29 protein-coding genes, 1 tRNA gene and 1 other RNA gene are annotated in these 26,373 nt (G+C 62.5%); 13 read left to right on the top strand and 18 right to left on the bottom strand.

What is annotated here, in order from left to right; all coding sequences use genetic code 11:
* Positions 1-3 precede the first annotated feature (3 nt).
* Positions 4-594, bottom strand: a complete 591-nt coding sequence (locus tag ACP15N_RS01215; protein WP_425090395.1) for a histidine phosphotransferase family protein — start codon at positions 592-594, stop codon at positions 4-6.
* A gap of 50 nt (positions 595-644) precedes the next feature.
* Between ACP15N_RS01215 and ACP15N_RS01210 the strand changes: the two genes are divergently transcribed.
* The 3 genes from ACP15N_RS01210 to ACP15N_RS01200 all read left to right on the top strand — a co-directional run bounded on the left by ACP15N_RS01210 (position 645) and on the right by ACP15N_RS01200 (position 2,541).
* Positions 645-830 carry a DUF3553 domain-containing protein gene (locus ACP15N_RS01210; RefSeq protein ID WP_425090394.1) on the top strand — a complete coding sequence of 62 codons (186 nt, stop codon included), beginning with the start codon at positions 645-647 and terminating at the stop codon, positions 828-830.
* Positions 831-943: 113 nt separating this feature from the next.
* On the top strand, positions 944-1,714 hold the full coding sequence (locus ACP15N_RS01205) for a GNAT family N-acetyltransferase (protein WP_425090393.1): 771 nt from the start codon (positions 944-946) through the stop codon (positions 1,712-1,714).
* The gene (locus ACP15N_RS01200) at positions 1,711-2,541 is read left to right on the top strand and encodes a lysophospholipid acyltransferase family protein (RefSeq protein WP_425090392.1); all 831 of its coding nucleotides are present in this window, start codon (positions 1,711-1,713) and stop codon (positions 2,539-2,541) included. The genes ACP15N_RS01205 and ACP15N_RS01200 overlap by 4 nt, the downstream gene beginning before the upstream one ends.
* Here ACP15N_RS01200 and gluQRS read toward each other — a convergent pair.
* The 4 genes from gluQRS to gyrA all read right to left on the bottom strand — a co-directional run bounded on the left by gluQRS (position 2,521) and on the right by gyrA (position 8,478).
* Entirely contained in the window at positions 2,521-3,396 is an 876-nt protein-coding gene (gene gluQRS, locus ACP15N_RS01195) for a tRNA glutamyl-Q(34) synthetase GluQRS (RefSeq protein WP_425090391.1), read from the bottom strand. The genes ACP15N_RS01200 and gluQRS overlap by 21 nt on opposite strands.
* A 5-nt stretch (positions 3,397-3,401) precedes the next feature.
* Positions 3,402-4,760, bottom strand: a complete 1,359-nt coding sequence (gene trmFO, locus ACP15N_RS01190; protein WP_425090390.1) for a methylenetetrahydrofolate--tRNA-(uracil(54)-C(5))-methyltransferase (FADH(2)-oxidizing) TrmFO — start codon at positions 4,758-4,760, stop codon at positions 3,402-3,404.
* A gap of 44 nt (positions 4,761-4,804) precedes the next feature.
* Positions 4,805-5,548, bottom strand: coding sequence for a hypothetical protein (locus ACP15N_RS01185; RefSeq protein ID WP_425090389.1), 744 nt, complete (start codon positions 5,546-5,548; stop codon positions 4,805-4,807).
* A gap of 194 nt (positions 5,549-5,742) precedes the next feature.
* The gene (gyrA, locus tag ACP15N_RS01180; protein ID WP_425090388.1) at positions 5,743-8,478 is read right to left on the bottom strand and encodes a DNA gyrase subunit A; all 2,736 of its coding nucleotides are present in this window, start codon (positions 8,476-8,478) and stop codon (positions 5,743-5,745) included.
* Positions 8,479-8,669: 191 nt separating this feature from the next.
* Between gyrA and ACP15N_RS01175 the strand changes: the two genes are divergently transcribed.
* Entirely contained in the window at positions 8,670-8,939 is a 270-nt protein-coding gene (locus ACP15N_RS01175) for an usg protein (protein WP_425090387.1), read from the top strand.
* A 3-nt stretch (positions 8,940-8,942) separates the two neighbouring features.
* On the opposite strand, the gene ACP15N_RS01170 is transcribed toward ACP15N_RS01175, so the two are convergent.
* The gene (locus tag ACP15N_RS01170) at positions 8,943-9,869 is read right to left on the bottom strand and encodes a LysR family transcriptional regulator (RefSeq protein ID WP_425090386.1); all 927 of its coding nucleotides are present in this window, start codon (positions 9,867-9,869) and stop codon (positions 8,943-8,945) included.
* A gap of 121 nt (positions 9,870-9,990) precedes the next feature.
* Here ACP15N_RS01170 and ACP15N_RS01165 point away from each other — a divergent pair, with 121 nt between their 5' ends.
* Positions 9,991-10,221, top strand: coding sequence for a hypothetical protein (locus ACP15N_RS01165; RefSeq protein WP_425090385.1), 231 nt, complete (start codon positions 9,991-9,993; stop codon positions 10,219-10,221).
* On the opposite strand, the gene ACP15N_RS01160 is transcribed toward ACP15N_RS01165, so the two are convergent.
* Together ACP15N_RS01160 and ACP15N_RS01155 are read right to left on the bottom strand one after the other, a co-directional pair.
* The gene (locus ACP15N_RS01160) at positions 10,218-10,694 is read right to left on the bottom strand and encodes a disulfide bond formation protein B (RefSeq protein ID WP_425090384.1); all 477 of its coding nucleotides are present in this window, start codon (positions 10,692-10,694) and stop codon (positions 10,218-10,220) included. The two genes, ACP15N_RS01165 and ACP15N_RS01160, sit on opposite strands and share 4 nt — an antisense overlap.
* 147 nt (positions 10,695-10,841) lie before the next feature.
* On the bottom strand, positions 10,842-11,453 hold the full coding sequence (locus ACP15N_RS01155) for an exopolysaccharide biosynthesis protein (protein WP_425090383.1): 612 nt from the start codon (positions 11,451-11,453) through the stop codon (positions 10,842-10,844).
* A 226-nt stretch (positions 11,454-11,679) separates the two neighbouring features.
* Between ACP15N_RS01155 and ypfJ the strand changes: the two genes are divergently transcribed.
* From ypfJ to ACP15N_RS01125, 6 genes are all read left to right on the top strand, one after another.
* Positions 11,680-12,555, top strand: a complete 876-nt coding sequence (gene ypfJ / locus ACP15N_RS01150; RefSeq protein WP_425090382.1) for a KPN_02809 family neutral zinc metallopeptidase — start codon at positions 11,680-11,682, stop codon at positions 12,553-12,555.
* 109 nt (positions 12,556-12,664) lie between these two features.
* Positions 12,665-13,705 (top strand): TRAP transporter substrate-binding protein, encoded by a 1,041-nt coding sequence (locus tag ACP15N_RS01145; RefSeq protein ID WP_425090381.1) that lies wholly within the window; start codon positions 12,665-12,667, stop codon positions 13,703-13,705.
* 71 nt (positions 13,706-13,776) lie between these two features.
* Positions 13,777-15,036 carry a flavin-dependent oxidoreductase gene (locus tag ACP15N_RS01140; protein WP_425090380.1) on the top strand — a complete coding sequence of 420 codons (1,260 nt, stop codon included), beginning with the start codon at positions 13,777-13,779 and terminating at the stop codon, positions 15,034-15,036.
* Positions 15,037-15,055: 19 nt separating this feature from the next.
* Positions 15,056-15,637: a TRAP transporter small permease gene (locus ACP15N_RS01135; RefSeq protein WP_425090379.1), complete on the top strand. Its 582-nt coding sequence runs from the start codon at positions 15,056-15,058 to the stop codon at positions 15,635-15,637.
* The gene (locus ACP15N_RS01130) at positions 15,634-16,986 is read left to right on the top strand and encodes a TRAP transporter large permease (RefSeq protein ID WP_425090378.1); all 1,353 of its coding nucleotides are present in this window, start codon (positions 15,634-15,636) and stop codon (positions 16,984-16,986) included. Before ACP15N_RS01135 ends, ACP15N_RS01130 begins: the two co-directional genes overlap by 4 nt.
* A gap of 91 nt (positions 16,987-17,077) precedes the next feature.
* Positions 17,078-18,103: a DUF1254 domain-containing protein gene (locus ACP15N_RS01125; RefSeq protein WP_425090377.1), complete on the top strand. Its 1,026-nt coding sequence runs from the start codon at positions 17,078-17,080 to the stop codon at positions 18,101-18,103.
* Here the strand turns inward: ACP15N_RS01125 and ACP15N_RS01120 are convergent.
* The 9 genes from ACP15N_RS01120 to ssrA form a co-directional block, all read right to left on the bottom strand.
* A complete protein-coding gene (locus ACP15N_RS01120) occupies positions 18,100-18,333 on the bottom strand; it encodes a ribbon-helix-helix domain-containing protein (protein WP_425090376.1) in 234 nt (77 codons plus the stop codon). The two genes, ACP15N_RS01125 and ACP15N_RS01120, sit on opposite strands and share 4 nt — an antisense overlap.
* Positions 18,330-18,509, bottom strand: a complete 180-nt coding sequence (locus ACP15N_RS01115) for a DUF4169 family protein (protein ID WP_425090375.1) — start codon at positions 18,507-18,509, stop codon at positions 18,330-18,332. Before ACP15N_RS01115 ends, ACP15N_RS01120 begins: the two co-directional genes overlap by 4 nt.
* Positions 18,510-18,570: 61 nt before the next feature.
* Positions 18,571-19,167: a 2-hydroxychromene-2-carboxylate isomerase gene (locus ACP15N_RS01110; RefSeq protein ID WP_425090374.1), complete on the bottom strand. Its 597-nt coding sequence runs from the start codon at positions 19,165-19,167 to the stop codon at positions 18,571-18,573.
* A 1-nt stretch (position 19,168) separates the two neighbouring features.
* A complete protein-coding gene (fumC, locus tag ACP15N_RS01105; RefSeq protein ID WP_425090373.1) occupies positions 19,169-20,560 on the bottom strand; it encodes a class II fumarate hydratase in 1,392 nt (463 codons plus the stop codon).
* A gap of 77 nt (positions 20,561-20,637) precedes the next feature.
* Positions 20,638-22,218, bottom strand: coding sequence for a right-handed parallel beta-helix repeat-containing protein (locus ACP15N_RS01100; protein WP_425090372.1), 1,581 nt, complete (start codon positions 22,216-22,218; stop codon positions 20,638-20,640).
* Positions 22,219-22,314: 96 nt separating this feature from the next.
* On the bottom strand, positions 22,315-22,827 hold the full coding sequence (locus tag ACP15N_RS01095) for an SspB family protein (protein ID WP_425090371.1): 513 nt from the start codon (positions 22,825-22,827) through the stop codon (positions 22,315-22,317).
* 92 nt (positions 22,828-22,919) lie between these two features.
* Positions 22,920-24,179, bottom strand: a complete 1,260-nt coding sequence (gene chrA, locus ACP15N_RS01090) for a chromate efflux transporter (protein ID WP_425090370.1) — start codon at positions 24,177-24,179, stop codon at positions 22,920-22,922.
* Between the two features lie 53 nt (positions 24,180-24,232).
* Entirely contained in the window at positions 24,233-24,886 is a 654-nt protein-coding gene (locus ACP15N_RS01085; protein ID WP_425090369.1) for a DUF1194 domain-containing protein, read from the bottom strand.
* A 70-nt stretch (positions 24,887-24,956) separates the two neighbouring features.
* Positions 24,957-25,306, bottom strand: a transfer-messenger RNA (tmRNA) gene (ssrA, locus tag ACP15N_RS01080).
* 53 nt (positions 25,307-25,359) lie between these two features.
* Here ssrA and ACP15N_RS01075 point away from each other — a divergent pair.
* Together ACP15N_RS01075 and ACP15N_RS01070 are read left to right on the top strand one after the other, a co-directional pair.
* Positions 25,360-25,446, top strand: a tRNA-Leu gene (locus ACP15N_RS01075).
* Between the two features lie 117 nt (positions 25,447-25,563).
* Complete coding sequence (locus tag ACP15N_RS01070) at positions 25,564-25,734, top strand: hypothetical protein (RefSeq protein WP_425090368.1); 171 nt, start codon at positions 25,564-25,566, stop codon at positions 25,732-25,734.
* Between the two features lie 2 nt (positions 25,735-25,736).
* Here the strand turns inward: ACP15N_RS01070 and ACP15N_RS01065 are convergent, their stop codons facing one another.
* Complete coding sequence (locus ACP15N_RS01065) at positions 25,737-26,339, bottom strand: nucleotidyltransferase family protein (RefSeq protein WP_425090367.1); 603 nt, start codon at positions 26,337-26,339, stop codon at positions 25,737-25,739.
* Positions 26,340-26,373: the final 34 nt, after the last annotated feature.

Genomic DNA, 26,373 nt, shown 5'->3' with positions numbered 1-26,373 from the left:
TCGCTACAACGCGATCGAGATGGTCGTGTCGTCCTGCGCGACCGTGAGGGTGCGCTTTTCATCGTCGCACAGACTGCGTAAAAGGGCGAACTGGACCTGTGCTGGGCGAAGCTCGTAACTCCCTGCCGTCGCTGTCAGATTTTCCCACAGGGCTTCTTCGCGCGCGAACCGATCCGCGCGTCCCACGAGCGACAGCGACTGCCCGGACAGGTCGATCGTGATCGTGCCGCCGTAGGGCATGGCCGTTTCCAGGCATTGCAGGGCCAGAAACAGCAGCCGGGCGGTCTGCCTTTCCATGTCGACGGCGTCAAATTCGACCACCAACCGGGTGTTGCCCAGACCGCTGCGCAGGGCGCTCGCGATCTCGTGTCCCGAGATTTGCTGGTCGGGCTTCGCATCCCCGTAAGCGACACGAAAGAACCGGATGCGCGCCGTCGCGTTTTCCAGGCTGTCGGCGATCAGGGCAACCTCAGGGCTGTCCGCGCGACCTGACATCTGCAACAGCTCCAGACCATTGCCGATCGCCCCGAGCGGGCTAATAAGATCATGGCAGATGCGTGATCCGACCAGCGTCGTCAAATTGCGATCAGGCATCGGGGCGCCCCCGCGGTGTGCGGGGCCCTGACCAAAAGGAGATGAGCCTCATGTCAGAGCTGAATTCCATCCTCGAACCGGGAATGCTGGTGCGCCACCCTGCGCAGCCGGACTGGGGTATCGGGCAGGTACAATCGAACATAAACTCTCGCATCACTGTCAATTTTCAGCACGAGGGGAAAGTCGTGCTCGATGGACGGCGCGTTGCTCTGGATCGCGTTTTTGATCTGGATTGAGCGCCTTTGAGTGTACGTGACCAATAGCGCATCAACTAAAAGTTGTGTCAAGCCGGGATCAGTTGCAATCCGTTCAGGGGCTTTCTAAGACGGGCACAAAAGACCGGAGCCCCATGCCGCCCGCCAGACCTCAGTTTCAGACCAGACTTGCCGAGACCGATGCGGATTTGCGGGCCGCGCAACGTCTGCGTTACGAGGTGTTCGTGGCCGAGCTTGGCGGAGGCGGCACCGGTGTGGATCATGATCAGCGCCTTGAAACGGACGCGTTCGATCCGGTCTACGATCACCTCCTGCTTGAGGACACGACCCGCGATGCACATCCCGTTGTGGGTGTGTATCGCCTGATGCCCGGAACACGGGTGGCCGAGATCGGTGCGTTTTATACCGAGGGCGAGTACGACATCACACCTTTGCGCGATGGCGGGCGCCCGCTGCTGGAACTCGGGCGGTCCTGCCTGCACCGCGACTATCGCGGCGGCACCGCGCTGGCGGAAATGTGGTCGGCCCTTGCGCGCTACGTACTGGAGCGCGAGATCGAGGTTCTGTTCGGTGTAGCGAGTTTTCACGGCACCGATGTGGGCCGGCTTGCGCAACCGCTCAGTCACCTGCATGACCGCCATCTTGCCCCTCCCGAACTGCGCGTAACCGCCCGCACGGAACATGCCCGCGCGATGGATATCCTTCCGCCGACCCAGATTGACCGCGTGGCCGCGGTCAAGGCGATTCCGGCCCTGATCAAGGGATATCTGCGGCTCGGGGGGTATGTGGGCGAGGGGGCGTTTGTCGATCATGCGTTCAACACCACGGATGTCTGTCTGGTCGTGGACGTCCACCGCATGTCCGAAAAACATCGCGGATTCTACACACGGGGCCTGAGCGCGTGAGCACATGGACCTCGGACACGGTGCCCCGGATGCCGTCCATCACCGCGATGGGATGGATACGCATTGTGCTGCGCGGGTTGCCAATTGTGCTGATCACCTACGGGGGCTTGATCCTGCTGTTGCTCATCCGCTTGGTCGAGCGGCCCCTCTGCGGTCTGCGCCGCCCGGTCACTCCGTGGATCACGCAAGGCGTGTGCCGGAGTGCCTTGTTTTTCATGGGGTTTTCCGTGACCGTCACAGGTCGCCCGATGGATCAGCGCGGGGCTGTGGTGGCCAACCATTCAAGCTGGCTCGATATCTTTACGCTGAACGCCTTCCAGCGGATCTATTTCGTCTCCAAGGCCGAGGTCGCCAAGTGGCCCGGGATTGGATGGCTCGCGCGTGCAACGGGCACTGTGTTTATCACCCGCGACCGGCGCGAGGCCAAAGCCCAGTCCGACCTGTTCGAGGCTCGCCTGACCGCCGGGCACAAGCTGCTGTTCTTCCCCGAAGGAACAAGCTCAGATGGACAGCGTGTTTTACCTTTCAAACCAACGCTTTTCGCGGCGTTCTTCGCGCCGGATTTGAGGGATATCCTGCATATCCAGCCGATGTCGGTTCTCTACACCGCGCCCGAAGGCGAAGACCCACGGTTTTACGGCTGGTGGGGCGATATGGATTTTGGCGGGCACCTGTTGCACGTGCTCGCGATGCGCCGCAACGGCAGTGTAGAGATCACATTTCACCCGCCGATTGCCCTTCGGGATGTCCATGATCGCAAGGCCCTTGCGGCACAGTGCGAGGATACGGTTCGCAGTGCATATGAACTATGGCGAGAAACCACCTGATTTAACGCCGATTTCATGCCGCACTTGATCTGGCGTCCAGCCTTCCTGCCGAAACAGCCTGATCGCCCGCGCATCGTCACGTTTGGCCAGTCTCTTGCCCTGCGCATCCCGGATCAGCCTGTGATGATGATACGCCGGTGTCGGCAAATCGAGCAGGCGTTGCAGCACGACATGGATGGGCGTTGCCTCGAACAGGTCCATGCCGCGCGTTACGTGGCTGACCTGCTGAAAGGCATCGTCGACAACCACCGACAAATGGTAGGATGTGCCCATCTCTCGACGGGCCAGAACAACGTCGCCGATCGTCTGGACCATCGCCGCGCGGTCGGTCGTGATTTCGCCTGTCTCACCTTTCGGGCCCGCGCCAGTCTCGTCGAACGTGACAGCCTCCAGTTGCGCCATGGCCGCAGCAGTATCTAGGCGCAGCACAGCGTCTGTCGGGCGCATGCCCGTGCGCGGCTGCGTGTTGCGACACGTGCCGGGATAGACCACGCCATCGGGGCCGAGCAGTGGCGCGCCTTCCTGCGGGGCGCTCGCAGCCGCCTCGATGTCGCGTCTTGAGCAACTGCACGGGTACAAAATCCCGTCCGCCCAGAGCTTGTCGAGGGCTGTGTCATAGGCAGCAAGCCTCTCTGACTGGCGCAGCACCGGTTCCGGCCATTCAAGTCCAAGCCAGTGCAAGTCCTCGTAAATCAGGGCTTCCCACTCGGGGCGCGCTCGGCTCTGGTCAATATCCTCGATCCGCAGCAGGAACGTCCCACCTGAGGCCTGTGCCATGGCCCAAGCCGTCAGGGCGGAAAACGCGTGCCCCAGATGCAGCGGCCCGGTGGGCGAGGGGGCAAAGCGGGTAATCACCCCGATCAGGCCGCGTCAGCGCCCGATTGTTGCGCCGACAACCATGCCGCGAAATCGGCTTTGGCGCGGTCCGTATAGGCCTTGTAGCGTTCCTTGCGACCCCGTCGCCCGCCGCGCGCCTCGATCGGCGGAAACAGCCCGAAGTTGACGTTCATCGGCTGAAAAGTCTTGGCCTCGGCCCCGCCGGTGATGTGATGGATCAGCGCGCCCATCGCAGTGCTTCCAGGCGGCGGCAGCAGATCGTGCCCAAGTGCCTCTGCCGCGGCCATGCGCCCGGCCAGAAGACCCATGGCGGCGGATTCGACATAACCTTCGACACCGGTGATCTGACCGGCAAACCGCAGGTTGGGGCGCGACCGCATGCGCATCTGCGCATCCAGCAAGGTGGGCGAATTGATGAACGTGTTGCGATGGATTCCGCCGAGCCGCGCAAAACGTGCGTCTTGAAGGCCCGGGATCATCCGGAACACCTCGGTCTGCGCGCCGTACTTCATTTTCGTCTGGAATCCGACGATGTTGTAGAGCGTTCCCAGAGCATTGTCCCGGCGCAGTTGCACGACCGCATGCGCCTTGGTTTCGGGATCGTGCGGGTTGGTCAGGCCAACGGGTTTCATCGGCCCGTGTCGCAGCGTCTCTCGCCCGCGCTCGGCCATGACCTCGATCGGCAGGCATCCGTCGAAATATCCCGCGGTCTCACCTGGTTTGAACTCGGTCTTCTCGGCGGCCAGCAGCGCATCGATGAACGCCTCGTACTGGTCGCGCGTCATCGGGCAGTTGATATAGGCCTGTTGTTGCTCAAGCGTGTCGCCCTTGTCATAGCGCGATTGTCGCCAGGCGGTGTCCATGTCGATACTGTCCGCATAGACGATCGGGGCGATGGCATCGAAAAACGCCAGACTGGCCTGACCCGCCGCGTCTGCGATGGACGCTGCCAGGCCACTGCCGGTCAACGGTCCGGTGGCAACGATCCAGCGACCCTGATCGGGCAGGGCGGTGATCTCACCTTCCTCGATCTCGATCAGCGGGTGCGCTTGCAGGTGTGCGGTGACTTCGGCTGCGAACGCGTCGCGGTCCACGGCCAGCGCGCCGCCAGCCGGCAGCGCGTGCTTGTCCGCCGTGGTCATGATCAGACCGTTGGCCGCCCGCATTTCCCAATGCAAAAGACCGACGGCGTTCTGTTCATCGTCATCAGAGCGAAACGAGTTCGAACAGACCATCTCGGCCATATAGCCGGTCTTGTGCGCAAAGGTTTCGACCTTGGGGCGCATTTCATGGATGGTCACGGGCACGCCTGCGTGGGCGATCTGCCACGCCGCCTCGGACCCGGCCATGCCGCCGCCGATGATATGGATACGCTCTTTCATGCCCCGCGATGTAACGCGCGGGCCGGGCGTTGAAAAGAGGGGGCTTAGAGCTGCCCGCGCCGGAACAGGGGCCCAAGCGGATCTGCGGTACGGAACATCCGATCCTCAGGGTCGAACCCGCCGCCGCGTCCGAAGGTAAAACTGAGCCCGGCGCGAAACGTGGTGTCGTCATCGCCGTCCAGCTCGTCATACCGGGCCTCCGCGAAGGCACCCCACGGCGCTTTGGGAGCGGCATAACGGATGCCAATCCGGGCTTCTGTTCCGATGGTGTCCATCGCCTCTTCATCGATCTCAGTCAGGGTCAGGCCGTAGTCGATGCGAAAGCCGGGCCCGATCGCATGGCTCAGTCCGGCATCGAGGTAGATGAAATCCCAGCTGCCCGGGTCAGCGAGGCCAATCCCGCCACCGAGGCCAAGCGTCGTGTTCGGCATGATCGAAAAAAGCCCTTCGATCCCAATGGTTCCATACGTGCGGGAGCGTTCATCTGCATCACCCAGAACGGCGAACAGCCCGTATTTCTGTCCCTCGGTCGGCATCATGTAGGCATGGGCCGCGATCTGACCAACCGCCCCGGCGTTGTAATCGATCAGGCCAAGGTCAAGTTGCAACCCATGCACCGGCGTGACGGCCGTGTCGAGTTGCGCCAGGCCAAAGCCGGCGTCATCGTCAAGACCGACGTCGACGACAAGCCCAGCCACGCCGAGGTCGGGCTGCGCGCGTACAGAGGTCGCGACAAGCTGGGGGGCCATGGCCAGGACAACGCTCATGGCGCGGACAAAAGTCAACATCGGTGTATCCCGAAACAGCGAAAAAAGGTCTGCAGGGTCTCCCCCCCGCAGCACCGCAGTTCTCGCAGATACACCCCAACAAAGAAAGCGCAATTATCTCAGTTAGTTAAGGCATGAAGCTGCCAAAATAATGCACCTGTCCTGACACAAACTGCGCACTGTTTGTGCGCAGGTGTTTCGCATTGGTGAAGACCTCAGGCCTCCGGCGCATCCTCGTCACCGTCATCGCCTTGATCTGCGATATAGGCGACAGAGACGACGTGCTCGTCCTTTGCCGTGTCGAACACTTTCACCCCGCCGGCGCTGCGCGAGCGGAAGCTGATCCCGTCAATCGGGCACCGGATCGATTGCCCGGTGGAGGTGACAAGCATGATCTGGTCATCCATATCCACGGGGAAACATGCAACAAGCGGCCCGCCGCGCAGACCCTTGTCCATCGCGGCAACCCCCTGGCCGCCACGCCCGCGTACGGGGTAGTCGTGACTGGAACTGATCTTGCCCGTGCCGCCTGTCGTTATGGTCAGGATCAGGTCTTCGGCGGCCGACATTTCCGCATACCGCTCCGGGCTCAGATTGCCGGGTGTTGCATCCTCTTCATCCGTTTCCGGGTCTTCGGTCACGCCAGCCATCAGGCGCCGCTGCTTGAGGTAAGCGGCGCGCTCCTGAGGATCGGCCTCGAAATGGCGGATCACCGCCATCGATACCACGCTGTCCTCCGCACCGAGCCGAACGCCCCGCACGCCGGTGGAATCGCGCCCCTTGAACACCCGTACATCCGTGGACCGGAAGCGGATCGCCCGTCCCATGGCCGTGACCAGCATCACGTCATCGTCTTCCGAGCAGATGCGCGCTTTCACAAGGCTCACCCCTTCGGGCAGCTTCATGGCGATCTTGCCATTGCGCATCACATTCGTGAAGTCCGACAAGGCGTTACGGCGCACATCTCCGGCAGAGGTTGCAAAGACGATCTGCAAATCGGCCCAGTCTTCTTCTTCCCGGTCCACCGGCATGATCGCCGCGATGGAGGTGCCCGGATCGATGGGCAGCACGTTGACGAGGGCCTTGCCCCGCGCGTTGCGCCCGCCAGAGGGCAGCCGCCACGTCTTCAGCTTGTAGACCATCCCATCCGTGGTGAAGACCAGTAGCGGCGTGTGCGTGTTTGCCACGAACAGGGTCGTGACGACATCGTCTTCCTTGGTGGCCATCCCGGCCAGTCCCTTGCCGCCCCGCCGTTGCGCGCGGAAATCGACCAAAGGGGTGCGCTTGATATAGCCGCCGGACGTGACGGTGACGACCATATCTTCCTTCTCGATAAGGTCTTCATCCTCCATATCACCAGACCAGTCGACAATCTCGGTCCGGCGGGGCACGGCGAACTGTTCACGCACCTCCCGCAGCTCGTCCGAGATGATCGACATGATCCGCGACCTTGAGCGCAGGATATCGAGGTAATCCTTGATCTTGGCGGCCAGATCCTGAAGTTCGTCCGTCACTTCCTTGACGCCAAGCTGGGTCAGGCGTTGCAGGCGCAGATCAAGGATCGCGCGTGCTTGCGTCTCGGACAGATTGTAGGTGCCGTCTTCGTTCATCGTATGCGTTGGATCGTCGATCAACTGGATAAACGGCGCGATCTCTTGTGCGGGCCAGCGCCGTTCCATCAGTTTCTCGCGGGCTTCGGCGGCATCGGCAGAGGCCCGGATGGTCGCCACAACCTCGTCCACGTTGGACACCGCGACGGCAAGGCCGCACAGGACATGGCTGCGCTCGCGCGCCTTGCGCAAGTCATAGGCCGTCCGGCGCGCAACGACTTCTTCGCGGAACGTTATGAAATGTTTTAGGAAATCCCGCAGAGTCAGCTGTTCTGGCCGCCCGCCGTTCAGCGCCAGCATGTTGCACCCGAAAGAGGTCTGCATCGGTGTGAAGCGATAGAGCTGGTTCAACACCACCTCGGCTGTTGCGTCTCGCTTCAACTCGATCACCACGCGCACGCCGACCCGGTCGGATTCGTCCTGAACATGGGCGATACCCTCAATCCGCTTGTCACGGACCAGTTCGGCAATCTTCTCGATCATCGAGGCCTTGTTGACCTGATACGGGATCTCATCCAGCACGATGGCGTAACGGTCCTTGCGGATCTCCTCGATCCGGGTCTTGGCGCGGATGATCACTGATCCGCGCCCCTCCAGATACGCCTTGCGCGCGCCTCCACGGCCCAGAATGATCCCGCCGGTCGGAAAATCCGGGGCAGGCACGTATTGCATCAGGTCTTCGGTGCCCAGGTCCGGCTCTTCGATCAGCGCGAGCGTGGCATCGACCACTTCGCCCAGATTGTGTGGCGGGATGTTCGTCGCCATGCCGACGGCAATCCCGCCCGCACCGTTGACCAGCATATTGGGAAAACGCGCCGGCAGAACCGTGGGCTCCTGGTCCTTGCCGTCATAGTTGTCCTGAAAGTCGACCGTGTCTTTTTCGATATCTGCCAGCAGCGACGCTGCGGGCTTGTCCATGCGCACCTCGGTATAGCGCATCGCCGCCGGGTTATCGCCATCCATCGACCCGAAATTGCCCTGACCATCCAGCAAGGGCAGGCTCATGGAGAAGTCCTGCGCCATCCGTACCAGCGCGTCATAGATCGCGCTGTCGCCATGCGGGTGGTACTTGCCCATCACGTCGCCCACGGGGCGCGCGGACTTGCGATAGGGCTTGTCGTGGCTGTTGCCGGTCTCGTGCATGGCGTAAAGAATCCGGCGGTGCACCGGCTTCAGTCCGTCACGCAAATCCGGAATTGCCCGCGAAACGATCACGCTCATCGCGTAGTCGAGATAGGAGGATTTCATTTCCTCCTCGATCGATATTGACGGTCCGCCGAATTCCGGGCGCTCTGGCGCGGTTTCGTCCATGTTTTCAGGAGGTTCAGGGGTGTCGGTCACGTAAGCGGCCGTCCTTTGCAGAGTGCACAATATTTAGGTGCGAGCAGTATACCACTACCTGCATCTAGATCACAAGTTTCGCATTCAGGATATGAGCAGCCATCCCGACCGAGTGATAACATGCTGTTTTTATTGATTTATAAGTAGATCTATGGCCCGATCGACTCGCGGGGTGATTTGACGAGGAAGAAATGGATACCGACAAGACGGAATTGATGCTCAAGGGATACGGTCTGACCACGGCAGAGATGTACTACCACATGCCGGATCATCCGCATGTGCTGAACACCTTTATCTGGCAGGACTACGACCTTGCGCCTGACTATCCGCAACTGTTCAAGTTTATCGAGTTCTGGCACGACCAGATCGAAGGCCCCCTGCACTCGGTCCGGTTTGCCCATCGCAAGATGATCTCCCCGGGGGAGTGGCGCAACGTCGTGGGCGAGTTCCCGATCCACTAGACCTTAACCGATCTGCGGATGCCGATCGAGGGTGCCGGCGGCTTCCTCCACCAGCCGCAGGAGCCACCTGTGGCGTGCCAGATGCGTGCTGCGGCGGTGCCAGACGGCATGAAAGTTCAGCTGCGGCAGTTCGAAAGGCGGGTCGAACTGCGCGAACCCGTCAAAGGCCATCTCCGACAGGCCTTGTCCAAGGGTTGCGTAATGCGCGGTTCCCCGCATCAGGCGGCTAAGAACGTAGGAGTTGGAGGCCGCGATCGCGATTTTCCGGTGCAGCCCGTATTTCTCCACCGCGGTGCTGACGATGCTCTGGTCGTCCCCGCCAAAATCGAGCGTCCCGTGGGTTGCGTTGGCATATGCCTCCATCGTCCGCGCAGGTGCGCTGACATCTGCATCATGAAAGCAGACGATCCGATCCGAAAAGAGATGGGTCCACTTGATTGCAAGCGGATAGCTTGACTGCGCAGCAGCCAGCACAAGGTCGGCTGTTCCATTTTCCAGCAGGGTGCGGACGTTGGACCTGTTGCCGGAATCGATGAAGCGGATCGAAACCTCCGGGGCATCTGCCCGGATCAGGTTTTTCAAGCGGCTGAGAACGGACAGCATCTCGGTGGTGTTGGAGGCGATGGTGATCGGCTTGCCAAAGCTCTGGAATGACAGGCCATCCTCCGCCACCATGCTTTCGATATCCGCCAGAACCCCGACCGCCGTGGCATAGATGCCATTGGCCCTGTCGGTCGGCACGATCTGGCGTCCGACGCGCACGAAAAGCGGATCCCCCAGATGCACGCGCATCCGGTCCAACGCGTGGCTCGCCGCCGACTGGCTGATCCCGATGCGCTTTGCGGCCTCCGTGACCGAGCCCAGGTCGTAAATCTCCACGAACAGTTTCAGGTGGCGACCAGATAACTCGTATACATCGATTTTTTTCATGGGTTTTTACAAACCGCCTCATGGGTCGGGTAGTTTTATGGGTTATTTCGAGAGCAGTTAGTAGGTAAAACTACCTACGCGATAGCCAACTTCACCACTCACGGATCGTTCGAAGGCTCGTATGAAAAAAATTGATAGTAAAGTAGCCGTTCGCCCAAATGCCGGGCAACGGTCATTTCCCGAAGGTACTGTAAAGGGATATACCTGGATACCAACCGTGCTGGAGGACCTGCGGGATTTTGCGCAGGCGCATGATTACTCGGAAATTGCCGCCGAAGTGGAAAAATGCCTGTCCGAGGTTCAGCGGATCAACACCGAACAATCTGCAAAGCACAGGAAGCGCCTGAACTAGACGCCGCGTCGTGCGCTCAGGATGGCAAGTGCCCAGACCCCAGCCAGCCCAAGGCTGACCAGCATGTTCCAGCTGGCCATGCTCAGGCCGAACATTTCCCACGGGACCTCGTCGCACCGCACCACCGGGGCCGCGAGGATCTGATTGAGCAGTTCTTCGGGGCTCAGTCCTTCGATCGAGCCGGAGGTGCAGGTGGATGGACCCTCCCACCAGCCGCGCTCCACCCCAGTGTGAAATCCGCCGATCCCCGCCGTGGCCAGCGCGCCGCCCAGACCGAGCCAGGCGGCCAGCGGCGAGATCAAAGACAATCCCCCTGCCAGCACCGCAAGCGCATGGGGCCAGCGTTGCCAGATGCACATCGCGCAGGGCGCAAGACCGCCGAGGTGCTGAAAACCCCACGCGGCCAACAGCATCGCCGCTGATCCTGCGGCTGCCAGCAGGGCAATATTTCGCGGGGTCAGGTAGGGCGTCATGCGGAATTCCGTATCGTTGACAAGCTGCTGATCAGAGCGGGGATAACCGGAACATAAGGGCGAGGCGACTAAGGATAAAGTCGCGGACTGCCGGTTCTTCGCTCCTGAGCAGGCTTGGCGCGTTGAAGCAGCGTGCACCAATCGCCATCACAGACCGACCCATGACCGAAGCAAGCTGATCAGGGTCGCTCCGGCAAAGATCAGGGTGCCAATCCACGCCGTGCCAATCAGGGCGCCTAGAATGACGAGCAGCCCATCCCGCTGCAGCAGGCCCATGGCCACGACGACCACCGCAATGCCGGGGACGGTATTGGTCGACGGAAGCGGCACGAGGATTGACGCGCTGAACAGGACAAGCGCCAGTCCAACAACGCGATCGACAGGCGCGCGCGTGAGGGCGGCGAGCCGGGGGCGGCTGAGCGCCTCGATCCGGCGCAGCCAGCCTTCCGCGCGGGAGGCAAGTTGCGACAGGCTCTCGGTCTGCACCTCCCGTGCGCGCAGGCTGTCTGGCAGCCAGGGCGTCTGACGCCCGAAAAGGATCTGGGCGGACACGAACATCAATGGCAGCGCGACGATCTGTGGAACGCCATAGAGAAACGGAATACAGCACGGCAAAGCAAGGATCAGAAGGAACAGCCCGAACGCGCGCTCGTGAAGCTGCGACATGACCCAGCCAAGTGATACAGATGGACCCTCTGCCTCTTCCACCAGTTGGTGGAGCCGTTGCGAAATCGCGAACTCCTCTGGCGCTGACGTCATGTTTCCAGCTTCTTGATCCAACCCCGCCCTCGACACGAGATCAGGCTTCGCCACGGACAGACAGGATGCCACGGTATTCCGCCAGGCGGAGCACCCAATCGTATAACTTGCGGATCATCGCATACTCCGTCAGCTTTGATCCCATGCAGCACGGGGCCTGAGGCGGGTCAACACGCAAAGGCATCGCACATCGCAACTGGGTCGGTTCAGTAACAGGAGAACGCCCATGAAATGGCGCGGACGCAAGCAAAGTAGCCGGATCGAGGATCGGCGCGGCCAACGCAGCGGACGCCGGGTGTCTATCGGGCGGCGCGGGGGCATGGGGGGCGGCCTTGGCATCCTCGCGATCGTCGTGGTGGCATGGTTCCTCGGGTTTGACCTGACACCCATGCTGACCGGGCAGGGGGGATTGAACGCCCCCTCGGGTCAGATGCAGACATCCGCTCCCACGCCCGAGCAGCAGGCACGCGCCGAGTTCGCGGCCGTGACCCTCGCCGATACGGAGGTGGTCTGGGCGTCGGTGTTTCAAACCCAGCTCAATCGCCGCTATGACCCGCCGACGCTGGTCCTGTTCAACGGGGTCACGCAAAGCCCCTGTGGCGGGGCGTCCGGGGCAACGGGGCCGTTTTACTGCCCGGCTGACCGCAAGGCATATCTCGACCTCGCGTTCTTCGATGCGCTGTCGCGTCAGCTTGGCGCACGCGGAGATTTTGCCGCCGCGTATGTCATTGCGCACGAGGTTGCGCATCACGTGCAGAACGAGCTTGGCATCCTGGGGCAGGTGAACGCCATGCGCGCCCGCGCCAGCGAAGCCCAGAGCAATGCGCTCTCGGTCCTGATCGAGTTACAGGCCGATTGCCTGTCAGGCGTCTGGGCGCATTTTGCCGAAACCCGGCTCGGCACGCTGGAGACCGGCGATCTGGAAGAAGCGCTGAACGCCGCGCGCCAGATCGGCGATGATACGCTGCAACGCAATGCCGGCCGGGTGCCGCGGCCGCACACCTTTACCCATGGCAGCGCCGATCAGCGCGAGGGCTGGTTTGCGCGCGGTTACCAGAACGGGGAGGTGGCCGCCTGCGATACCTTCAGTACCGCGCAATAGGTGCTGCGTTATCGACATTTGCGCGCGAGTCGCTACCATCGGAGGCAGCGTGGACTGGACCACAAGAATGTTCGGCCACACGACCGCATAGGTTCACTGGGAGGAAATCATGAACCATTATTTGAAGTCCGCGCTTGCGGGCGCTGTTCTCGTCGGCATCTCGGCCAGCGCCGTTGTCGCGCAGGAAGTGACACTCCGGTGTCAGCATTTCCTCAGCCCGCAAGGATCCGTACCGAAATTCTTCATCGAACCCTGGGCCGAAAAGGTCGAGGCGGATTCGAACGGCCGCATCAAGGTCGAGATCTATCCGGCGATGCAGCTTGGGGGCAAACCGCCCGCGCTTTATGACCAGATCCGCGACGGCGTGATCGACTGTGGCTGGGCGCTGCCGGCCTACACGCCAGGGCGTTTTCCTGAATCAGAGGCGTTCGAGCTGCCCTTCATGACCTCGATGTCCGGGGAGGCGTCCAGCAAGGCCGCGTGGGAGTTTACCGAGAAGTACCTGATGGAACGGTTTGGCGACATCAAGGTGCTGGCCGTCCATGTGCATGGGCCCGGCGTCATCCACAAGAAGGGTGATCCGGTCATGTCCACGGCCGATTTCGACGGGCTGAAGCTGCGTGGCCCGTCACGGCAGGCCAACAAGCTGCTCGAACGCCTTGGGGCGACCCCGGTGGGCATGCCCGTTCCGGCTTTTCCCGAGGCACTGTCCAAGGGCGTTGTCGATGGCGGCGTCATCCCGTGGGAAATCGTGCCGCCGCTCAAGGTCGATGAACTGGCCGACAGCCACACGCAGATCGGTGGCGATCGCGCGCTCTACAACACGTTCTTCATCTGGGGCATGAACCCGGCGGCCTATGACCGCCTGCCCGACGATCTGAAGGCCGTGATCGACGCCAATTCCGGGCTTGAGACCTCCGCCTGGGCGGGGCGCGCGATGGATCAGGGTGATGATCTGGGCGAACAGGCCGTTTCAGCCCGCGGCAACACGATCCACACGATGGATGATGCGACCGTCGCGGAACTGCGCAAGCTGGGCGATGAGCTGACCGCCGAATGGGCCGCCGAGATGGACGGCAAGGGCCTGCCCGGCGCGGCCATGGTCGAGGATGCCAAGGCGCTCGTCGCCAAGCATTCCGCCGGCAGCTGAGCCGCAAGACGTGACCGGACCTGCCCCTGACCGGGGGCGGGCCTGATCTGTGCTTAAAACGGGGTGGGTTCATGACGGTGATGATCGCAGGCGCCGGGATCGGTGGGCTGAGCCTTGCGTTGTCCCTGCATCAGGCCGGGATAGACTGCACCGTCTATGAGGCCGTGCGGGAGGTGCGCCCGCTTGGCGTCGGCATCAACCTTCAACCCCACGCCGCGCGCGAGCTTTTTGAACTTGGCCTCGAGAACGCGCTCGATGAGATTGGCCTCCGGACCGCAGGGCTTGCCTATTTCACGGCCCAAGGGAACCTTGTCTGGGAAGAGCCGCGCGGGATGCAGGCTGGCTATAACTGGCCGCAATACTCCATTCATCGCGGGGCACTGCAAATGGCGCTCTACTGGGCGTTTCTGGAGCGGGGCGGTTCCGTCCTCGCAGGCTACGCGCTGAAATCCTGGGAAGAGGACAGCCACGGCATCACCGCCACCTTCATGGATCGCCGAACCGGCCACACGGTCGGGCGCGAACGCGGATCGGTCCTGATCGGGGCAGACGGGATCAATTCCGCGATGCGCGCCAGGCTCTTCCCGAATGAAGGCCCTGCGCGCTGGGGCGGGACGATGATGTGGCGCGGCACGACCGAAGCCCCCCGCCTACGCGATGGCCGCACGGTCTGCATGATCGGGTCCAAGGCGCGCAAATTCGTGGTCTATCCAATTGCGGACCGTCCGGACGGGCGCAGCCTGCTCAACTGGATCGCCGACATTCACGACCCCGCGCGGGCCGGGTTTGCCCCGCAGGACTGGAACCGCGAGGGCCGGCTGCAGGACTTCCTGCCGGCGTTCGAGGATATGGTGTTCGACTGGCTCGATGTTCCGCAGGTCATCCGCAAGGCCGATACGATCTACGAATATCCCATGGTCGACCGCGATCCGCTGCCGCGCTGGTCGCACGGCCGGGTGACGCTGCTGGGGGATGCGGCGCACCCGATGTATCCCATCGGGTCCAACGGCGCGAGCCAGGCCATCCTTGACGGACGGTATCTGGCCCGCGCCCTGATCGAGGGCAGCGATGTCAAATCCGCGCTCGCCCGGTATGAGGCCGACCGGCGGGAAACGGTGAACGCACTCGTACTGGCCAATCGCGGCGATGGCCCGGACAAGATCCTCGACGTTGTTGCCGAACGCGCTCCGGACGGGTTCGAGCGGATCGAAGATGTGATCACGCGCGAGGAGCTTGCATCGCAGGCCACAAGCTATAAAGCCTTGGCGGGCATGGACGTTGCCACCTTGAACACACGCCCGCCCATCCTTGGCCAACGCGCCGACACCTGAGACCCGAGGACGCGCCCGCATGATCGCACCCGTTGCCGAAGCCCGACTGGGCCGCGCGCTGGAAACGCTGGCACGGGGGCTTGCCTATGCAGGCGGGCTGGTGCTTGTGGCGATCTCGGTGCTGACGGTGCTGTCGATCACGGGACGCGCGCTGATCTCGGTCGGTTTGGGGCCGATCCGCGGCGATTTCGAACTTGTGGAATTGGGTTGCGCCATCGCGGTGTTCCTGTTTCTGCCGTGGTGCCAGCTCAAGCGCGGGCATGTGACGGTGGACATCCTTGTGGATCACCTGCCGCGGCGCGGCCATGCGGGGTTCGGGCTGGTTGGCGATATCTGCGTGCTGGTTGCCGCCACCCTGATCGCGTGGCGGCTCTATCTCGGGTTCGGCGAGAAGTTTCCCTACGGTTCCGACAGCCTGCGCGCTGCATTGTCGATGGGCTTCAAGCCGTTCTTTCCCGAAACCACGTATGAGCTCGAACTGCCGATCTGGATTCCGTACGGCCTTGCGTTGATCGGAGCCGTCATCTTCGTGATCGTGTCCGCCTACACGGTCTGGCGGAGCCTCAACTGGACCCTCGCAGGGCAGGAAGGCCGCCCTTGACCGGTATCGAACTGGCCCTCGCCGCATTTGCGCTGATGCTCTGCGCAATCTTCCTGCGCGTTCCGATTGCCGTTGCGATGGGGGCGACCGGGTTCATCGGGACATGGGTCGTGCTGGGCCATCCGAATGCAACGCTGAGCCAGATGAAAACCCTCAGCTTCGATACATTCTCAAGTTACTCGCTGTCGATTGTGCCGCTGTTCTTGCTGATGGGGCAGTTCGCCACCCGGTCCGGCATGTCGGCTGCCCTGTTCGAGGCCGCAAGCGACTGGCTCGGGCACCGCAAGGGCGGGGTGGCCATGGCCGCAGTCGGCGCCTGCGCGGGGTTCGGGGCAGTGTGCGGATCGTCCCTCGCGACGGCCTCCACCATGGGGCAGGTCGCCTTGCCCGAGATGCGCAAACGCGGCTATTCCGACGCGCTCAGCACCGGGGTGCTGGCAGCGGGCGGCACGCTCGGCATCCTGATCCCGCCCTCCGTGATCCTTGTCATCTACGCGATCCTGACCCAGCAAAACATCGTCAAGATGTTCATTGCCGCTCTGATCCCCGGCATCATCGCCGCGCTAGGGTATATCCTGACCGTTGCGATCTACGTCCGCATCCGCCCGGACGCCGCCACCACGGCAGAACGGATGCCCATCGCGCGGCGCATGCGGACGCTGGTGCGGATCTGGCCGGTCGTGGTGATCTTCGGGCTGGTCATGGGCGGCATCGCCGGGGACTGGAACTGGGCGCAATACGGGGTACAGGCGCTCTTCACCCCGACCGAAGGGGCTGCCGTGGGCGCGGTGGCCACCGGGCTTTATGGGGCTTTGACCGGCGGTCTGACCTGGCGCGGGTTGCTGGACTCGATCCTTGGCACGGCGTCAGCCACGGCGATGATCTTCTTCATCGTGCTTGGCGCGCAGCTGTTCAACTCGTTCCTTGCCTTCACGCAGGCGCCGCAGCTTCTGGCCGAGTGGGTCACAACGCAAGGCTTCGCGCCGCTCATGGTGCTGTCTGCGATGCTGCTGTGCTACCTGGTCTTCGGTTGCGTGATGGACAGCCTGTCGATGATCCTGCTGACCATCCCGATCTTCTTTCCCATCGTGCAGGCGCTCGATTTCGGGCTGACACCAGAAGAGGCCGCGATCTGGTTCGGCATCCTTGCGCTGATCGTGGTGGAGGTGGGGTTGATCACACCGCCTGTGGGCATGAACCTTTTCATCATAAACCAGGTGGCACGCGACATTCCCATCGGCAAGACGTATCGCGGGGTGACACCGTTCGTGGCCTCCGACCTGATCCGTGTGGTTGTGCTCGTGGCCTTTCCCGGCCTGTCGCTGTGGCTCGTGGGCGTGATGTTCTGAGCTTCTTCAACCAACGTCGTATTTCGCCGTGAATTTTGCAGTGCAAGACTTCCGAGAATTCATCCTAGACAGCAAACCCGAGGGACACCTCATGACCCGATTGGCGCGCCCGATCTATGCTCTCTTGATCTGCACCACACAAGCCGGAGCCAGCGGAACCGAAGTAACGCTTGAAAACTTTCCCATTGCGGAAACCGACCGCTACATGGCCGAACACTCCGCTGAGCATGCGATCAACACGATCCGACACGCGCGCGATCCGTCAGGGCCCGACAATCAGTTCGTCATTACCGAGAACAAGGATGTGCTCTACAGCCATGCCGTGGTCGACACGATGGGCGGGGTGACGATCACCAATCCCGCGTGGGATTACCTGTCGATGATTCAGATCATCGATGAAAGCCATTATACATTGGATGTGCTCTACGCTGGCGAGAGCGTTACGCTCACGCCCGACGATCTGACCACGGGGCGTTACCTTTTTCTCAACATGCGCACCGGCCTCAAGTCGACCGATGCGGCAGGACTTGCCGAGGCGCACGCCCATCAGGATGGGTTTTTGATCGAGGCAACTTCGGCAGAGCCATACACACCGAAAGGATTCGACACGGAAAGCCTTGATGCCGTGCGCGCGCAACTCGTGGCGCGCGCAGGGGAGGCGGACAAGCCCGAGCTGTTTTTCGGGCGACCCGAAGATGTCGACCCGGACATGTTCCTGATCGCCACGGCGAAAGGGTGGGGCGGGCTGCCCTATGCGGACGCGGTCTATATCTCGACCATCGTGCCGACGGGCGCGGCAGCCGATGGGGTGTGTTCGCAGATGACCCTGCCACGCCCGCCGCTGAAGTTTGACGAAGGCGCGTTTTATTCGGTGACCACCTACAGCGACGAAAGCTGGATCGTGGAGGAGAACTTTGCCCTCAACGATCGCGCAGCAGAGGCCAACGCAGATGGCTCGATCACCTTCCGCTACAATTGCCCGGGTCAGCCCAACAACATCGACGTGCAGCCGGACTGGACACAGGTCATTCGGCTGTATCAGCCGCAAAGCGCCGAGGCGATTTCCGAGTATGTTGCGATGATCAACCGGGAGGTGTCGATCGAGCCTGGCAGCTAGTCCGCCTGCCTCTGCGTCTCGGTCAGCACGAACACGCGGATCGCGCTGGCCAACCCCCGGTCCGTCCCGCGGTCGGCATCAATTTCGGCCGCAAGCACATTGATCGGCTGTCCGCGCTCGGCGGCAATTTCGCGAAACGCCTCCCAGAATTCCGGCTCCAGCGACACAGATGTGCGGTGCCCCTGCAAGGTCAGGGAATGTTTGACCGGTCGCAGTGCCCCCCGGGTCATTCTTCTTCGATCTGATGCGCATCCAGCTTGCGCAATCGCGTCTCTTCCCGCGCCGCCGCGAGCACGCGCGCAGCCTTGCTCATCCCATGTTTTTCAACATTTTTAGATGCAGTTACACGGCGTGCTTCACGCGCTTTCTGCTTTCGAACGGTGCGGAGATTCGTGATATTGCTCATGGCCAATGCTTGCTGCGCGCGCAGCGCCGTTGCAAGCCCATTTGCACGTCAAAGGCGAAATTCAGACGTTGACTTTCGCCCAGTCCAGCGCGTCTTCCAGCCGGTCGTCTCCCCAGAACACTTCCGTCCCGACGGTGAAGCTGGGTGCGCCGAACAGGCCGAGCGACACCGCCTCCGCGCTGTTGTCTTTCAGTCGCTCCTTGTACATCGGGCTGCCTGCGGCCTCCATCAGCAGGGCGGGCAGGCCGACCTCTTCCAGCGCGGTCACGATCACCTCGGGCAGGGCGATATCCGCGCCATAGGCGAACTGCGCCGAATAAAGGGCGCGCACGAACTCGGGGCCCTGCGGGGTTTCGAGCGCGGCCAAAGCAACCCGCGCGGCGCGGATCGAGTTTTGCGGAAACGGCGCGGGGCGTTGAAACGGCAGCTCGCGTGCTGCACAAATCCGCTCCATGTCCCGCCACATATAGGCGCCCTTCGCGGCGTAGATATTGAAGGGGGACGTTTTCCACCCCTGCAGTGCAAAGATCGGTCCCAGCGGCACCGGACGCCAGTCCACCTCGACGCCCGCCGCCTCGGCCAGCGCATCGATGCGCATGGCCGAGAGGTAGGAGTAGGTCGAGGCGAGCTCGAACCAGAACGTCAGTCTCGGTCCCAAATCACTTCGGACCGATCATGTCCTCGGGCCGCACGACACGGTCGAAGGTTTCTTCATCGACAAATCCCAGCGCGATGGCTTCTTCCTTCAGGGTGGTGCCGTTCTTGTGGGCGGTCTTGGCCACCTTGGTGGCATTGTCATACCCGATGGTCGGCGCAAGCGCTGTCACCAGCATCAGCGATTCCTTCATCAGCTTGTCGATCCGTTCCTCGTTGGCCTTGGTCCCGACCAGCATCCGCTCGGTGAAACTGTCAGCGACATCGCCCAGCAGCGTCATGGATTGCAAGAGGTTGTAGGACATCATCGGGTTATAGACGTTCAACTCGAAATGACCCTGGCTGCCGGCAAAGGCAATCGCCGCGTCATTGCCCAGAATATGCGCGCAGACCTGCGTCATCGCCTCGGCCTGCGTCGGGTTCACCTTGCCGGGCATGATCGACGAGCCGGGTTCGTTCTCGGGCAGGATCAACTCCCCCAGACCCGACCGCGGGCCGGAACCCAGGAACCGCATGTCGCTCGCGATCTTGTAACACGCCATGGCCGTTGTCTTGATCGCGCCGGACATGAAGACCATTGCGTCATGGGCGGCGAGTGCTTCGAACTTGTTCGGCGCAGTGACAAAGGGCAGACCGGTGATGTCCGCCATATGTCCAGCCACGGTCTCGGACCAGCCGGGCGAGGTGTTGAGCCCCGTTCCAACCGCCGTGCCGCCTTGTGCCAGTTCGTAGATGCCGGGCAGGGCAAGCTTGATCCGCTCGATCCCGTTGCGGACCTGCTTGGCGTAGCCGGAGAACTCCTGGCCGAGGGTCAGCGGTGTGGCATCCTGCGTGTGCGTGCGGCCGATCTTGATGATGTCCTTGAACTCGTCCGATTTTGCCTCCAGTGCCGCGGCAAGCTTCTCCAGCCCCGGCAGCAGCACGTCGCGCACGGTCGTGGCGGCGGCGATGTGCATCGCGGTCGGGAACGTGTCGTTCGAGGACTGGCCCATATTGCAATGATCGTTCGGATGCACCGGGTCTTTCGATCCGATCACGCCACCAAGGATTTCGATCGCGCGGTTCGCGATCACCTCGTTGGAGTTCATGTTGGACTGCGTGCCCGATCCGGTCTGCCAGACAACCAGCGGGAAGTTGTCGTCGAACTTGCCCTCGATCACCTCGCCGGCCGCCTGAATGATTGCATCGGCCAGTTTCGGGTCCAGCTTGCCGCTATCCTTGTTGGCCATCGCGCAGGCCTTCTTGATCACCCCCAGTGCGCGCACGATGGCAACCGGTTGTTTCTCCCATCCGATGGGGAAGTTCATGATCGAGCGTTGCGTCTGCGCGCCCCAATACTTGTCGGAGGGCACCTCAAGCGGGCCGAAGCTGTCGGTCTCGGTACGAGTGTCGGTCATGGTCTGCTCCCGGCTGGTATACGTTCGCATACGCTGTAGCGGTGTGCGCCGGTCTGGGCAACGGGGGGTGTGCGGGCTTATTGGCGCAGGGTGGCCTGTTCCGCCGCCAGCACGCGCAGTCGTTCGGCCTGCCGGGCTTCGCGCGCGGCGCGTTCAACGGCCGGGCGCACAAGGGTGGCAGGGCAGGTATAATTGACGTCCAAATGCCCACGCGTGATCTCGGCCACGCGGTCCAGCATGGCGCGCCATTGCTGCTCGCCGCCGAATGTCACGGTGCGGGTGGTGAACCCGGGCTGGTTTCCGAAGTCCTCGGCGAACACGATGCGACTGATGCACCCCTTGATCGACATGTCCTCGCGGTGGTTTCCGGTCACGGTGTTGCCAACCATGCGGGCCGTGACCTCCATCGTGTAGATGTCTTCATCCTTGCGCTGGAACCCGTTCGGTCGCCCGGTATAAGCCTTGATACCGGTCTGGTTGCCCGTGAAATAGTTATGCGCAACGATCAGGTCTGCGGAGTTGCGGATGCGCAGCCCGGTCTTGCCGTTCTCGGCACCGGTGTTGTGCGCGATCAGGTTGCCGGAGCTTTCGTAGATGGCGATGCCGTCATACGCATTGCGCCAGGTGTGGTTGTAGATGACCAGATTGTTCGACGAATGCCGGTCCAGCATGATCCCGGCCCGCGCATTGTCGTGGCTGCGGTTCATCGCGATCACACTGTCGGTCACCCCGCGCGAAATGATGATCCCGTGCTTCTTCCGGGTGCCGTAGGCGCGGTTCCCGAGAATCCACAAATGATGCGAATAGTCATGCGGATCGATCCCGTAGACGATGTTGTCGCGGTACAAGTTGTCGACAATGGCGATGTTATGCGCGTGATGAGAATAGAATCCGTAATACAGCCCCTCGAACACGTTCCCGATCAGCATCCCCGTCGGGGCGCGTTCGCCCTTGCGGGCAGAAATCGAGACACCATAGGCAGAGGAGCCGGAAAACCCGAGATTGACGAATGTCGATCCGATCAGCTGCGTTGTCGATCCTTCCAGCCCGGCGATGAATGGGCGGAAATCACGCTCTTCCGGGCGCAGCTCGGTCAGGCGGGGCAGGACTGCCTCGATATGACTGTTGCGGATATATAGCGTCCCGTGGTTGCCCAAGAGCGCGCCAGTGTCCTGGACAAGATCAAGGCGCACTCCATCGATGCTCAGCGCAGCCCCTTCGGCCACAAGCAGCGGCGCAGTCAGCGTGCAGCGGGTCTCGGCACACCTGAGATAGGGTCGTACGGATGGCTGAGTTGCCAGCGTGCGCAGATCGGTGCTCCCGCCGGTCAGGTGAATGGCCGCGATGCCCCTGGCCTCGCCACCATAGGCCGGCAGGTCGCGCACGCGGTTCAGCAACTGGTGAGGCACGGATCCGCTCAGCTTGCGGTGCGTGATCTGCACGTTGAACCGAGACCTCGGCGGCGGGGGTGTGGCCCGCAAGGCGCGCGAGATTTCGGGCATGTAGATCGAAGCCGTAAGCGGAACCGCGACGTCATAGGGTTGTGCCAGCCAGATGGAGAACGGCCGCATCGGATCTGCCTGCCCCGCATCCGTGCAGAACGCGGCCGTCAAACCCACCGCCAATACCTTGCGCAGATATGAAAAAGCCCCGGTCATCATGCTGGTCTGCGGCTCAAAACGGGCAGGATCAGGGCCGTGCGGCGGCACAGGCGTGGAAATTAACTTTAATGCGGGCGCTGGGGCCGGGTCGTTCTACTTCCGGAAACTGTCAAGGCTGACGACTTCGGCATCCTTGGACGGCGCGTCTTTCGGCCCGGCGGGTTTCCGCTCCGGGGCAATCGGCGTGATCTCGGGCGCAGGCGTATCAAGGATCACCTCGCCGTCGTGATCCTCATCCTCGTCATAGTCGGTTTCCTGCGTCTCGAACCGCAGGCCGAACTCTACCGACGGATCGACAAAGGTCCGGATCGCGTCGAACGGCACGGTCAGGCTTTCGGGCTGGTCCCCGAAGTTCAGCGTGACAGAAAATACGTCCGGCTGGACATCCAAGCCGTCGAACCAGTGCTGCAAGACAATCGTCATTTCTTCGGGATAGCGCTCGCGCAACCAGTCACTCAGCTCCACATCGGGATGTGTCGTGTCGAAGGTGATGAAGAAATGGTGCTCTCCGGGCAGTCCATCCTCGCTCACCTGATGCAGCACATCCTGGATCAGGGTGCGCATCGCAGCGTGCATCATGTTTCCGTAATCAAGACCCTTGGGCATATCTGCGGAGACCTTTCGCGACCTGAGGACAGGTTAGAACCTCCGCCGGTTGAAGGGAAGGGGGCGGATGCCCCGGCGCAGGTCTTTCGCGTCTAAAGGCCGCTGGCCGCCAACGCCCCCCCCGCGCAGATCGCCAGAATTGCGGGCACGCCAAGGCGGTTCGCCCACAAAAGCACCGCCGCAAAACCGCTCAGGGCACAGGCGACAAGGTTCACGCTGGACAGAACCGGCAGGCCGAGCGTGCCAAGCCCCACGGGCAGCACCCACGCGATCTGGTCAGAAAAAAGCACCTGCATCGCGAACCACAGTGCCAGCGCGGCAATCACCCCGACGACAGCCGCCATGACTCCCGACAGCGCCCCGGCGAGCCTGGGCTGTCCGGACACCCAGTCGATGTAGGGGCCAAGGGCGAAAATCCACAGAAAACACGGCACAAATGTCACCCACAAGGTGACCACCGCCGCAGCGATGCCCAGCCCCGCCCCGCCTGCGCCGAACCCGGCCAGAAACCCCACAAACTCCGTAACCAGAATCAGCGGGCCGGGCGTGGTTTCGGCCAGACCCAGCGCATCGATCATCTCTGCGGGGTCGAGCCATGCGCGCTCCTCCACCACCTCCTGCGCCATGTAGGCCAGCACGGCATAGGCCCCGCCAAAGGTGACGACCGCGAGTTTCGAGAAGAACAGCGCGATTTGCGTCAGCAGGGCAGCGCCACTCAGCCACAGGGCCAGAATGGGCCCCCACCACAGCGCGATAAATCCGGCGACCAGCGGCAGGTTCGGACGCGGCAGGGTCGCAGCAGACGGCCCGTGGGAGGTCACGCGCGTCGCGCCGTAAAGTGCGGCGACCGCCAGTACCAGCGGAAACGGCAGGTCGAACACGAACAGGGCCGCAAAGCTCAGCGCCGCGATCACCCAGTCGGAGCGTCGGGTCAGCGCGCGCGCCGACAGGCGGATCAGCGCCTGCACGACGATAGCGACCACCGCGGCCTGAACACCCAGAAACAGGCTTCTTACCAGCGGCACATCCCCCAGATACGCGTAGACCAGCGCCAGTATCAGAATCACCAGCGCGCCGGGCAGCACGAACAGGCCGCCCGCGATCACGCCCCCCGGAAGGCCCCGCAACCGCCACCCGCACCAGGTGGCCAGTTGCATTGCCTCGGGTCCGGGCAGCAGCATGCAAAAGGACAGGCCCGTGGCAAAGCTTTCGCCGGTCAGCCAAGGCCTGCGATCCACGGTTTCGGTTTGCAGCATGGCGATCTGTGCAGCCGGGCCGCCGAAGGATAACAGCCCGATCCTGCCGAACACGCGCGCAATCTCGGACAACGAAGGGGCCGGGGTACTCGTCATGCCCCCTCCCTAGCGGCCGCACACGACAGTTGCGCAACACACATCACGGACGCTCAGAACATGATCTGCGCGGTCTCGCGCGCGATTTTTTCGCGGATGGCGCGGGCGTAGTCGCGATACCCCCGGGCCGTGACGACGAAGCCCCCCCGCGTGACCACGGTTGACCGGAAATAATTGGTGATCGACAGCCCGAGCGATTCCACCGCCAGCCCGTTGATCGTGACCCCGGCGCGCTCGGCCCGGTGGCGTGCGGTCAAGGGGGCGCCCCCGGCATTCTCCGGCCCGTCGCCGGACACGTCGATCACCTGCCGCCCGCACCGCGGGGCGTCCCGCAGCCGGGCCAGCCCGGCGGTGATTGCATCGCCCAGCGCCGTGTTGGACATCAGGAACGCGCGTTGCATGGTGCGCACATCCGCGGCAAAGGCGTCCAGATCGGCGGCAGACCGCATCTGCCGCCACGGGATCGACAGGCTTTGCGCTCCGCGACCGGACCATTGCATGACGGCAAGCGCGATCTCGCCCCGGATCATGGTGTCGCGAATCTCGCCGTCCTCCAGAGCGCGGGCGAGCCCTTCGGTCTGAAGCCGGTATTCCCCGGCATCCACGGATTGCGAGACATCCATCAACAGCAACAACGCGACCGTGCAGGCCGCCGCCGGTTTGGACAGGACGAGACAAGCTGTGAGGGCCAAACAGAACACGCGCATTCCGCGCAGTCTGATCGGTGCCGCGCCAATGGCAAGGCCGAATTGCGTCTTTGGGTTGAGGTCGCGGGAAAGTGCAGGCTTCTGTTGCCAGGTGCCTGCGAACCCCGCCTTACGCGGCTAGGCGCAAGGGCTTAAATTTCGGTTTGGTTACTGCTTAAGCAGCAACTGCCACCGGAGCACGGTTGTCGTTTGCAACTGTACGTTTCGGACCGATAACGGTGGTACCTCACCGAGACAAAGCTAACACCTTTAGACGTTCGTCGATCCTGTTTCGGCCCCATCTGCCCCCAAACGAAGGGATGGTTGGTGGAGCCGCCGGGTACCGCCCCCGGGTCCGATCCGCTTATTACGAGCGCGTTTATGTCCATAGTCCCGAGGGACCCTCTAGATATAAGAAACCCGGCGGCCGGATGCAAACCTTTGCGTTTTCGATCTGGACGCTCGTGCTGCGGGGCGATATTCCCCCGACAGAGGCCCGAGTGGCGGAATTGGTAGACGCAGGGGATTCAAAATCCCCCGATGGCAACATCTTGTCGGTTCGAGTCCGACCTCGGGTACCAGCCTCATCTTCCTCGAATTGCTCTTTGGCGCGCAGACCACTATTCTTGGCAGGGCTGCGCAAATGCTTTCACGCGTGATGGCTTAAGTTACTCCTGTCAGAGAGACAGGAGGATATCATGCACACGCTTCAGGACCAGACGTCGCGCGCCACCCAAACCCTGCTTCAGGCGCTTTGGCACGAAACGGACACGCTGCGCCGCAAGATGTTGCAAGCACAAATTGCTTCTGAGGTTCCGCGCCAACTGTCTCTGCGCGACATGGACCGGATCGCGCCGACGCTGATGTGATCCTACTGCTGCTGCTGGCTGGCGCGCCACCGCGCCCAGTCTTCGGGCGTGTCGAGGTCAAGTCGCGCGCGGACACCGGGCAGGGGGACCAGATGCACCCGGTCCGCAAACGCCTTGACCACCGCGCGCCCGCCATCATCGCCAGACAGCCGGTCAAACGCGGGCAGCGTTTCTCCGGCAAAAAGGATCGGATGACCCGGCGCGCCATCCCGCGTCGCCGCTCTCCAGATCGCCGCGTCTGGCTGCGCGTCCCGCGCCGCAACAAGGCGCGCCAGGTCCTGCGTATCGATATCGGGCATGTCCCCGAGCATCACCAGAAGGCCGGACGTATCCGCTCCCAAATTTCGCGCCATTTCGCGCAAGGTCGCGCCCATGCCTTCGGCGGCTTCTGGAACCGCGTGGACCTCTACCTCCAAACCTTCCAGCGCCTTCGTACGCGGGTGATCCGCTGCGGGCAGGGCGACATGCACCGGCCAGCCAAGGGAGAGCGCCGTGATCGCCAGACGCCGCAACACAGGCTGACCCGCGACATCTTCAAGCAGCTTGTCCGCCCCGCGCATCCGGGTTGATTGGCCTGCGGCAAGGATGACGATGCGATCTGTCATGGACGCACGGTGCCAAGTTCGGCGCGGGCACGCC

This window comes from Tropicimonas sp. S265A, from assembly GCF_049800835.1.
GTDB lineage: Bacteria > Pseudomonadota > Alphaproteobacteria > Rhodobacterales > Rhodobacteraceae > Dinoroseobacter.
This window is presented reverse-complemented; position numbering and strand designations above follow the sequence as displayed.

Coding starts and splice junctions, on each gene's coding strand:
- ACP15N_RS01215 (WP_425090395.1), bottom strand. CDS start 594: ATGCCTGATCGCAATTTGACGACGCTGGTCGGATCACGCATCTGCCAT.
- ACP15N_RS01210 (WP_425090394.1), top strand. CDS start 645: ATGTCAGAGCTGAATTCCATCCTCGAACCGGGAATGCTGGTGCGCCAC.
- ACP15N_RS01205 (WP_425090393.1), top strand. CDS start 944: ATGCCGCCCGCCAGACCTCAGTTTCAGACCAGACTTGCCGAGACCGAT.
- trmFO (WP_425090390.1), bottom strand. CDS start 4,760: ATGAAAGAGCGTATCCATATCATCGGCGGCGGCATGGCCGGGTCCGAG.
- ACP15N_RS01185 (WP_425090389.1), bottom strand. CDS start 5,548: ATGTTGACTTTTGTCCGCGCCATGAGCGTTGTCCTGGCCATGGCCCCC.
- ACP15N_RS01175 (WP_425090387.1), top strand. CDS start 8,670: ATGGATACCGACAAGACGGAATTGATGCTCAAGGGATACGGTCTGACC.
- ACP15N_RS01170 (WP_425090386.1), bottom strand. CDS start 9,869: ATGAAAAAAATCGATGTATACGAGTTATCTGGTCGCCACCTGAAACTG.
- ACP15N_RS01165 (WP_425090385.1), top strand. CDS start 9,991: ATGAAAAAAATTGATAGTAAAGTAGCCGTTCGCCCAAATGCCGGGCAA.
- ACP15N_RS01160 (WP_425090384.1), bottom strand. CDS start 10,694: ATGACGCCCTACCTGACCCCGCGAAATATTGCCCTGCTGGCAGCCGCA.
- ACP15N_RS01155 (WP_425090383.1), bottom strand. CDS start 11,453: ATGACGTCAGCGCCAGAGGAGTTCGCGATTTCGCAACGGCTCCACCAA.
- ypfJ (WP_425090382.1), top strand. CDS start 11,680: ATGAAATGGCGCGGACGCAAGCAAAGTAGCCGGATCGAGGATCGGCGC.
- ACP15N_RS01145 (WP_425090381.1), top strand. CDS start 12,665: ATGAACCATTATTTGAAGTCCGCGCTTGCGGGCGCTGTTCTCGTCGGC.
- ACP15N_RS01140 (WP_425090380.1), top strand. CDS start 13,777: ATGACGGTGATGATCGCAGGCGCCGGGATCGGTGGGCTGAGCCTTGCG.
- ACP15N_RS01135 (WP_425090379.1), top strand. CDS start 15,056: ATGATCGCACCCGTTGCCGAAGCCCGACTGGGCCGCGCGCTGGAAACG.
- ACP15N_RS01125 (WP_425090377.1), top strand. CDS start 17,078: ATGACCCGATTGGCGCGCCCGATCTATGCTCTCTTGATCTGCACCACA.
- ACP15N_RS01120 (WP_425090376.1), bottom strand. CDS start 18,333: ATGACCCGGGGGGCACTGCGACCGGTCAAACATTCCCTGACCTTGCAG.
- ACP15N_RS01115 (WP_425090375.1), bottom strand. CDS start 18,509: ATGAGCAATATCACGAATCTCCGCACCGTTCGAAAGCAGAAAGCGCGT.
- fumC (WP_425090373.1), bottom strand. CDS start 20,560: ATGACCGACACTCGTACCGAGACCGACAGCTTCGGCCCGCTTGAGGTG.
- ACP15N_RS01100 (WP_425090372.1), bottom strand. CDS start 22,218: ATGACCGGGGCTTTTTCATATCTGCGCAAGGTATTGGCGGTGGGTTTG.
- ACP15N_RS01095 (WP_425090371.1), bottom strand. CDS start 22,827: ATGCCCAAGGGTCTTGATTACGGAAACATGATGCACGCTGCGATGCGC.
- chrA (WP_425090370.1), bottom strand. CDS start 24,179: ATGACGAGTACCCCGGCCCCTTCGTTGTCCGAGATTGCGCGCGTGTTC.
- ACP15N_RS01085 (WP_425090369.1), bottom strand. CDS start 24,886: ATGCGCGTGTTCTGTTTGGCCCTCACAGCTTGTCTCGTCCTGTCCAAA.
- ACP15N_RS01070 (WP_425090368.1), top strand. CDS start 25,564: ATGCACACGCTTCAGGACCAGACGTCGCGCGCCACCCAAACCCTGCTT.
- ACP15N_RS01065 (WP_425090367.1), bottom strand. CDS start 26,339: ATGACAGATCGCATCGTCATCCTTGCCGCAGGCCAATCAACCCGGATG.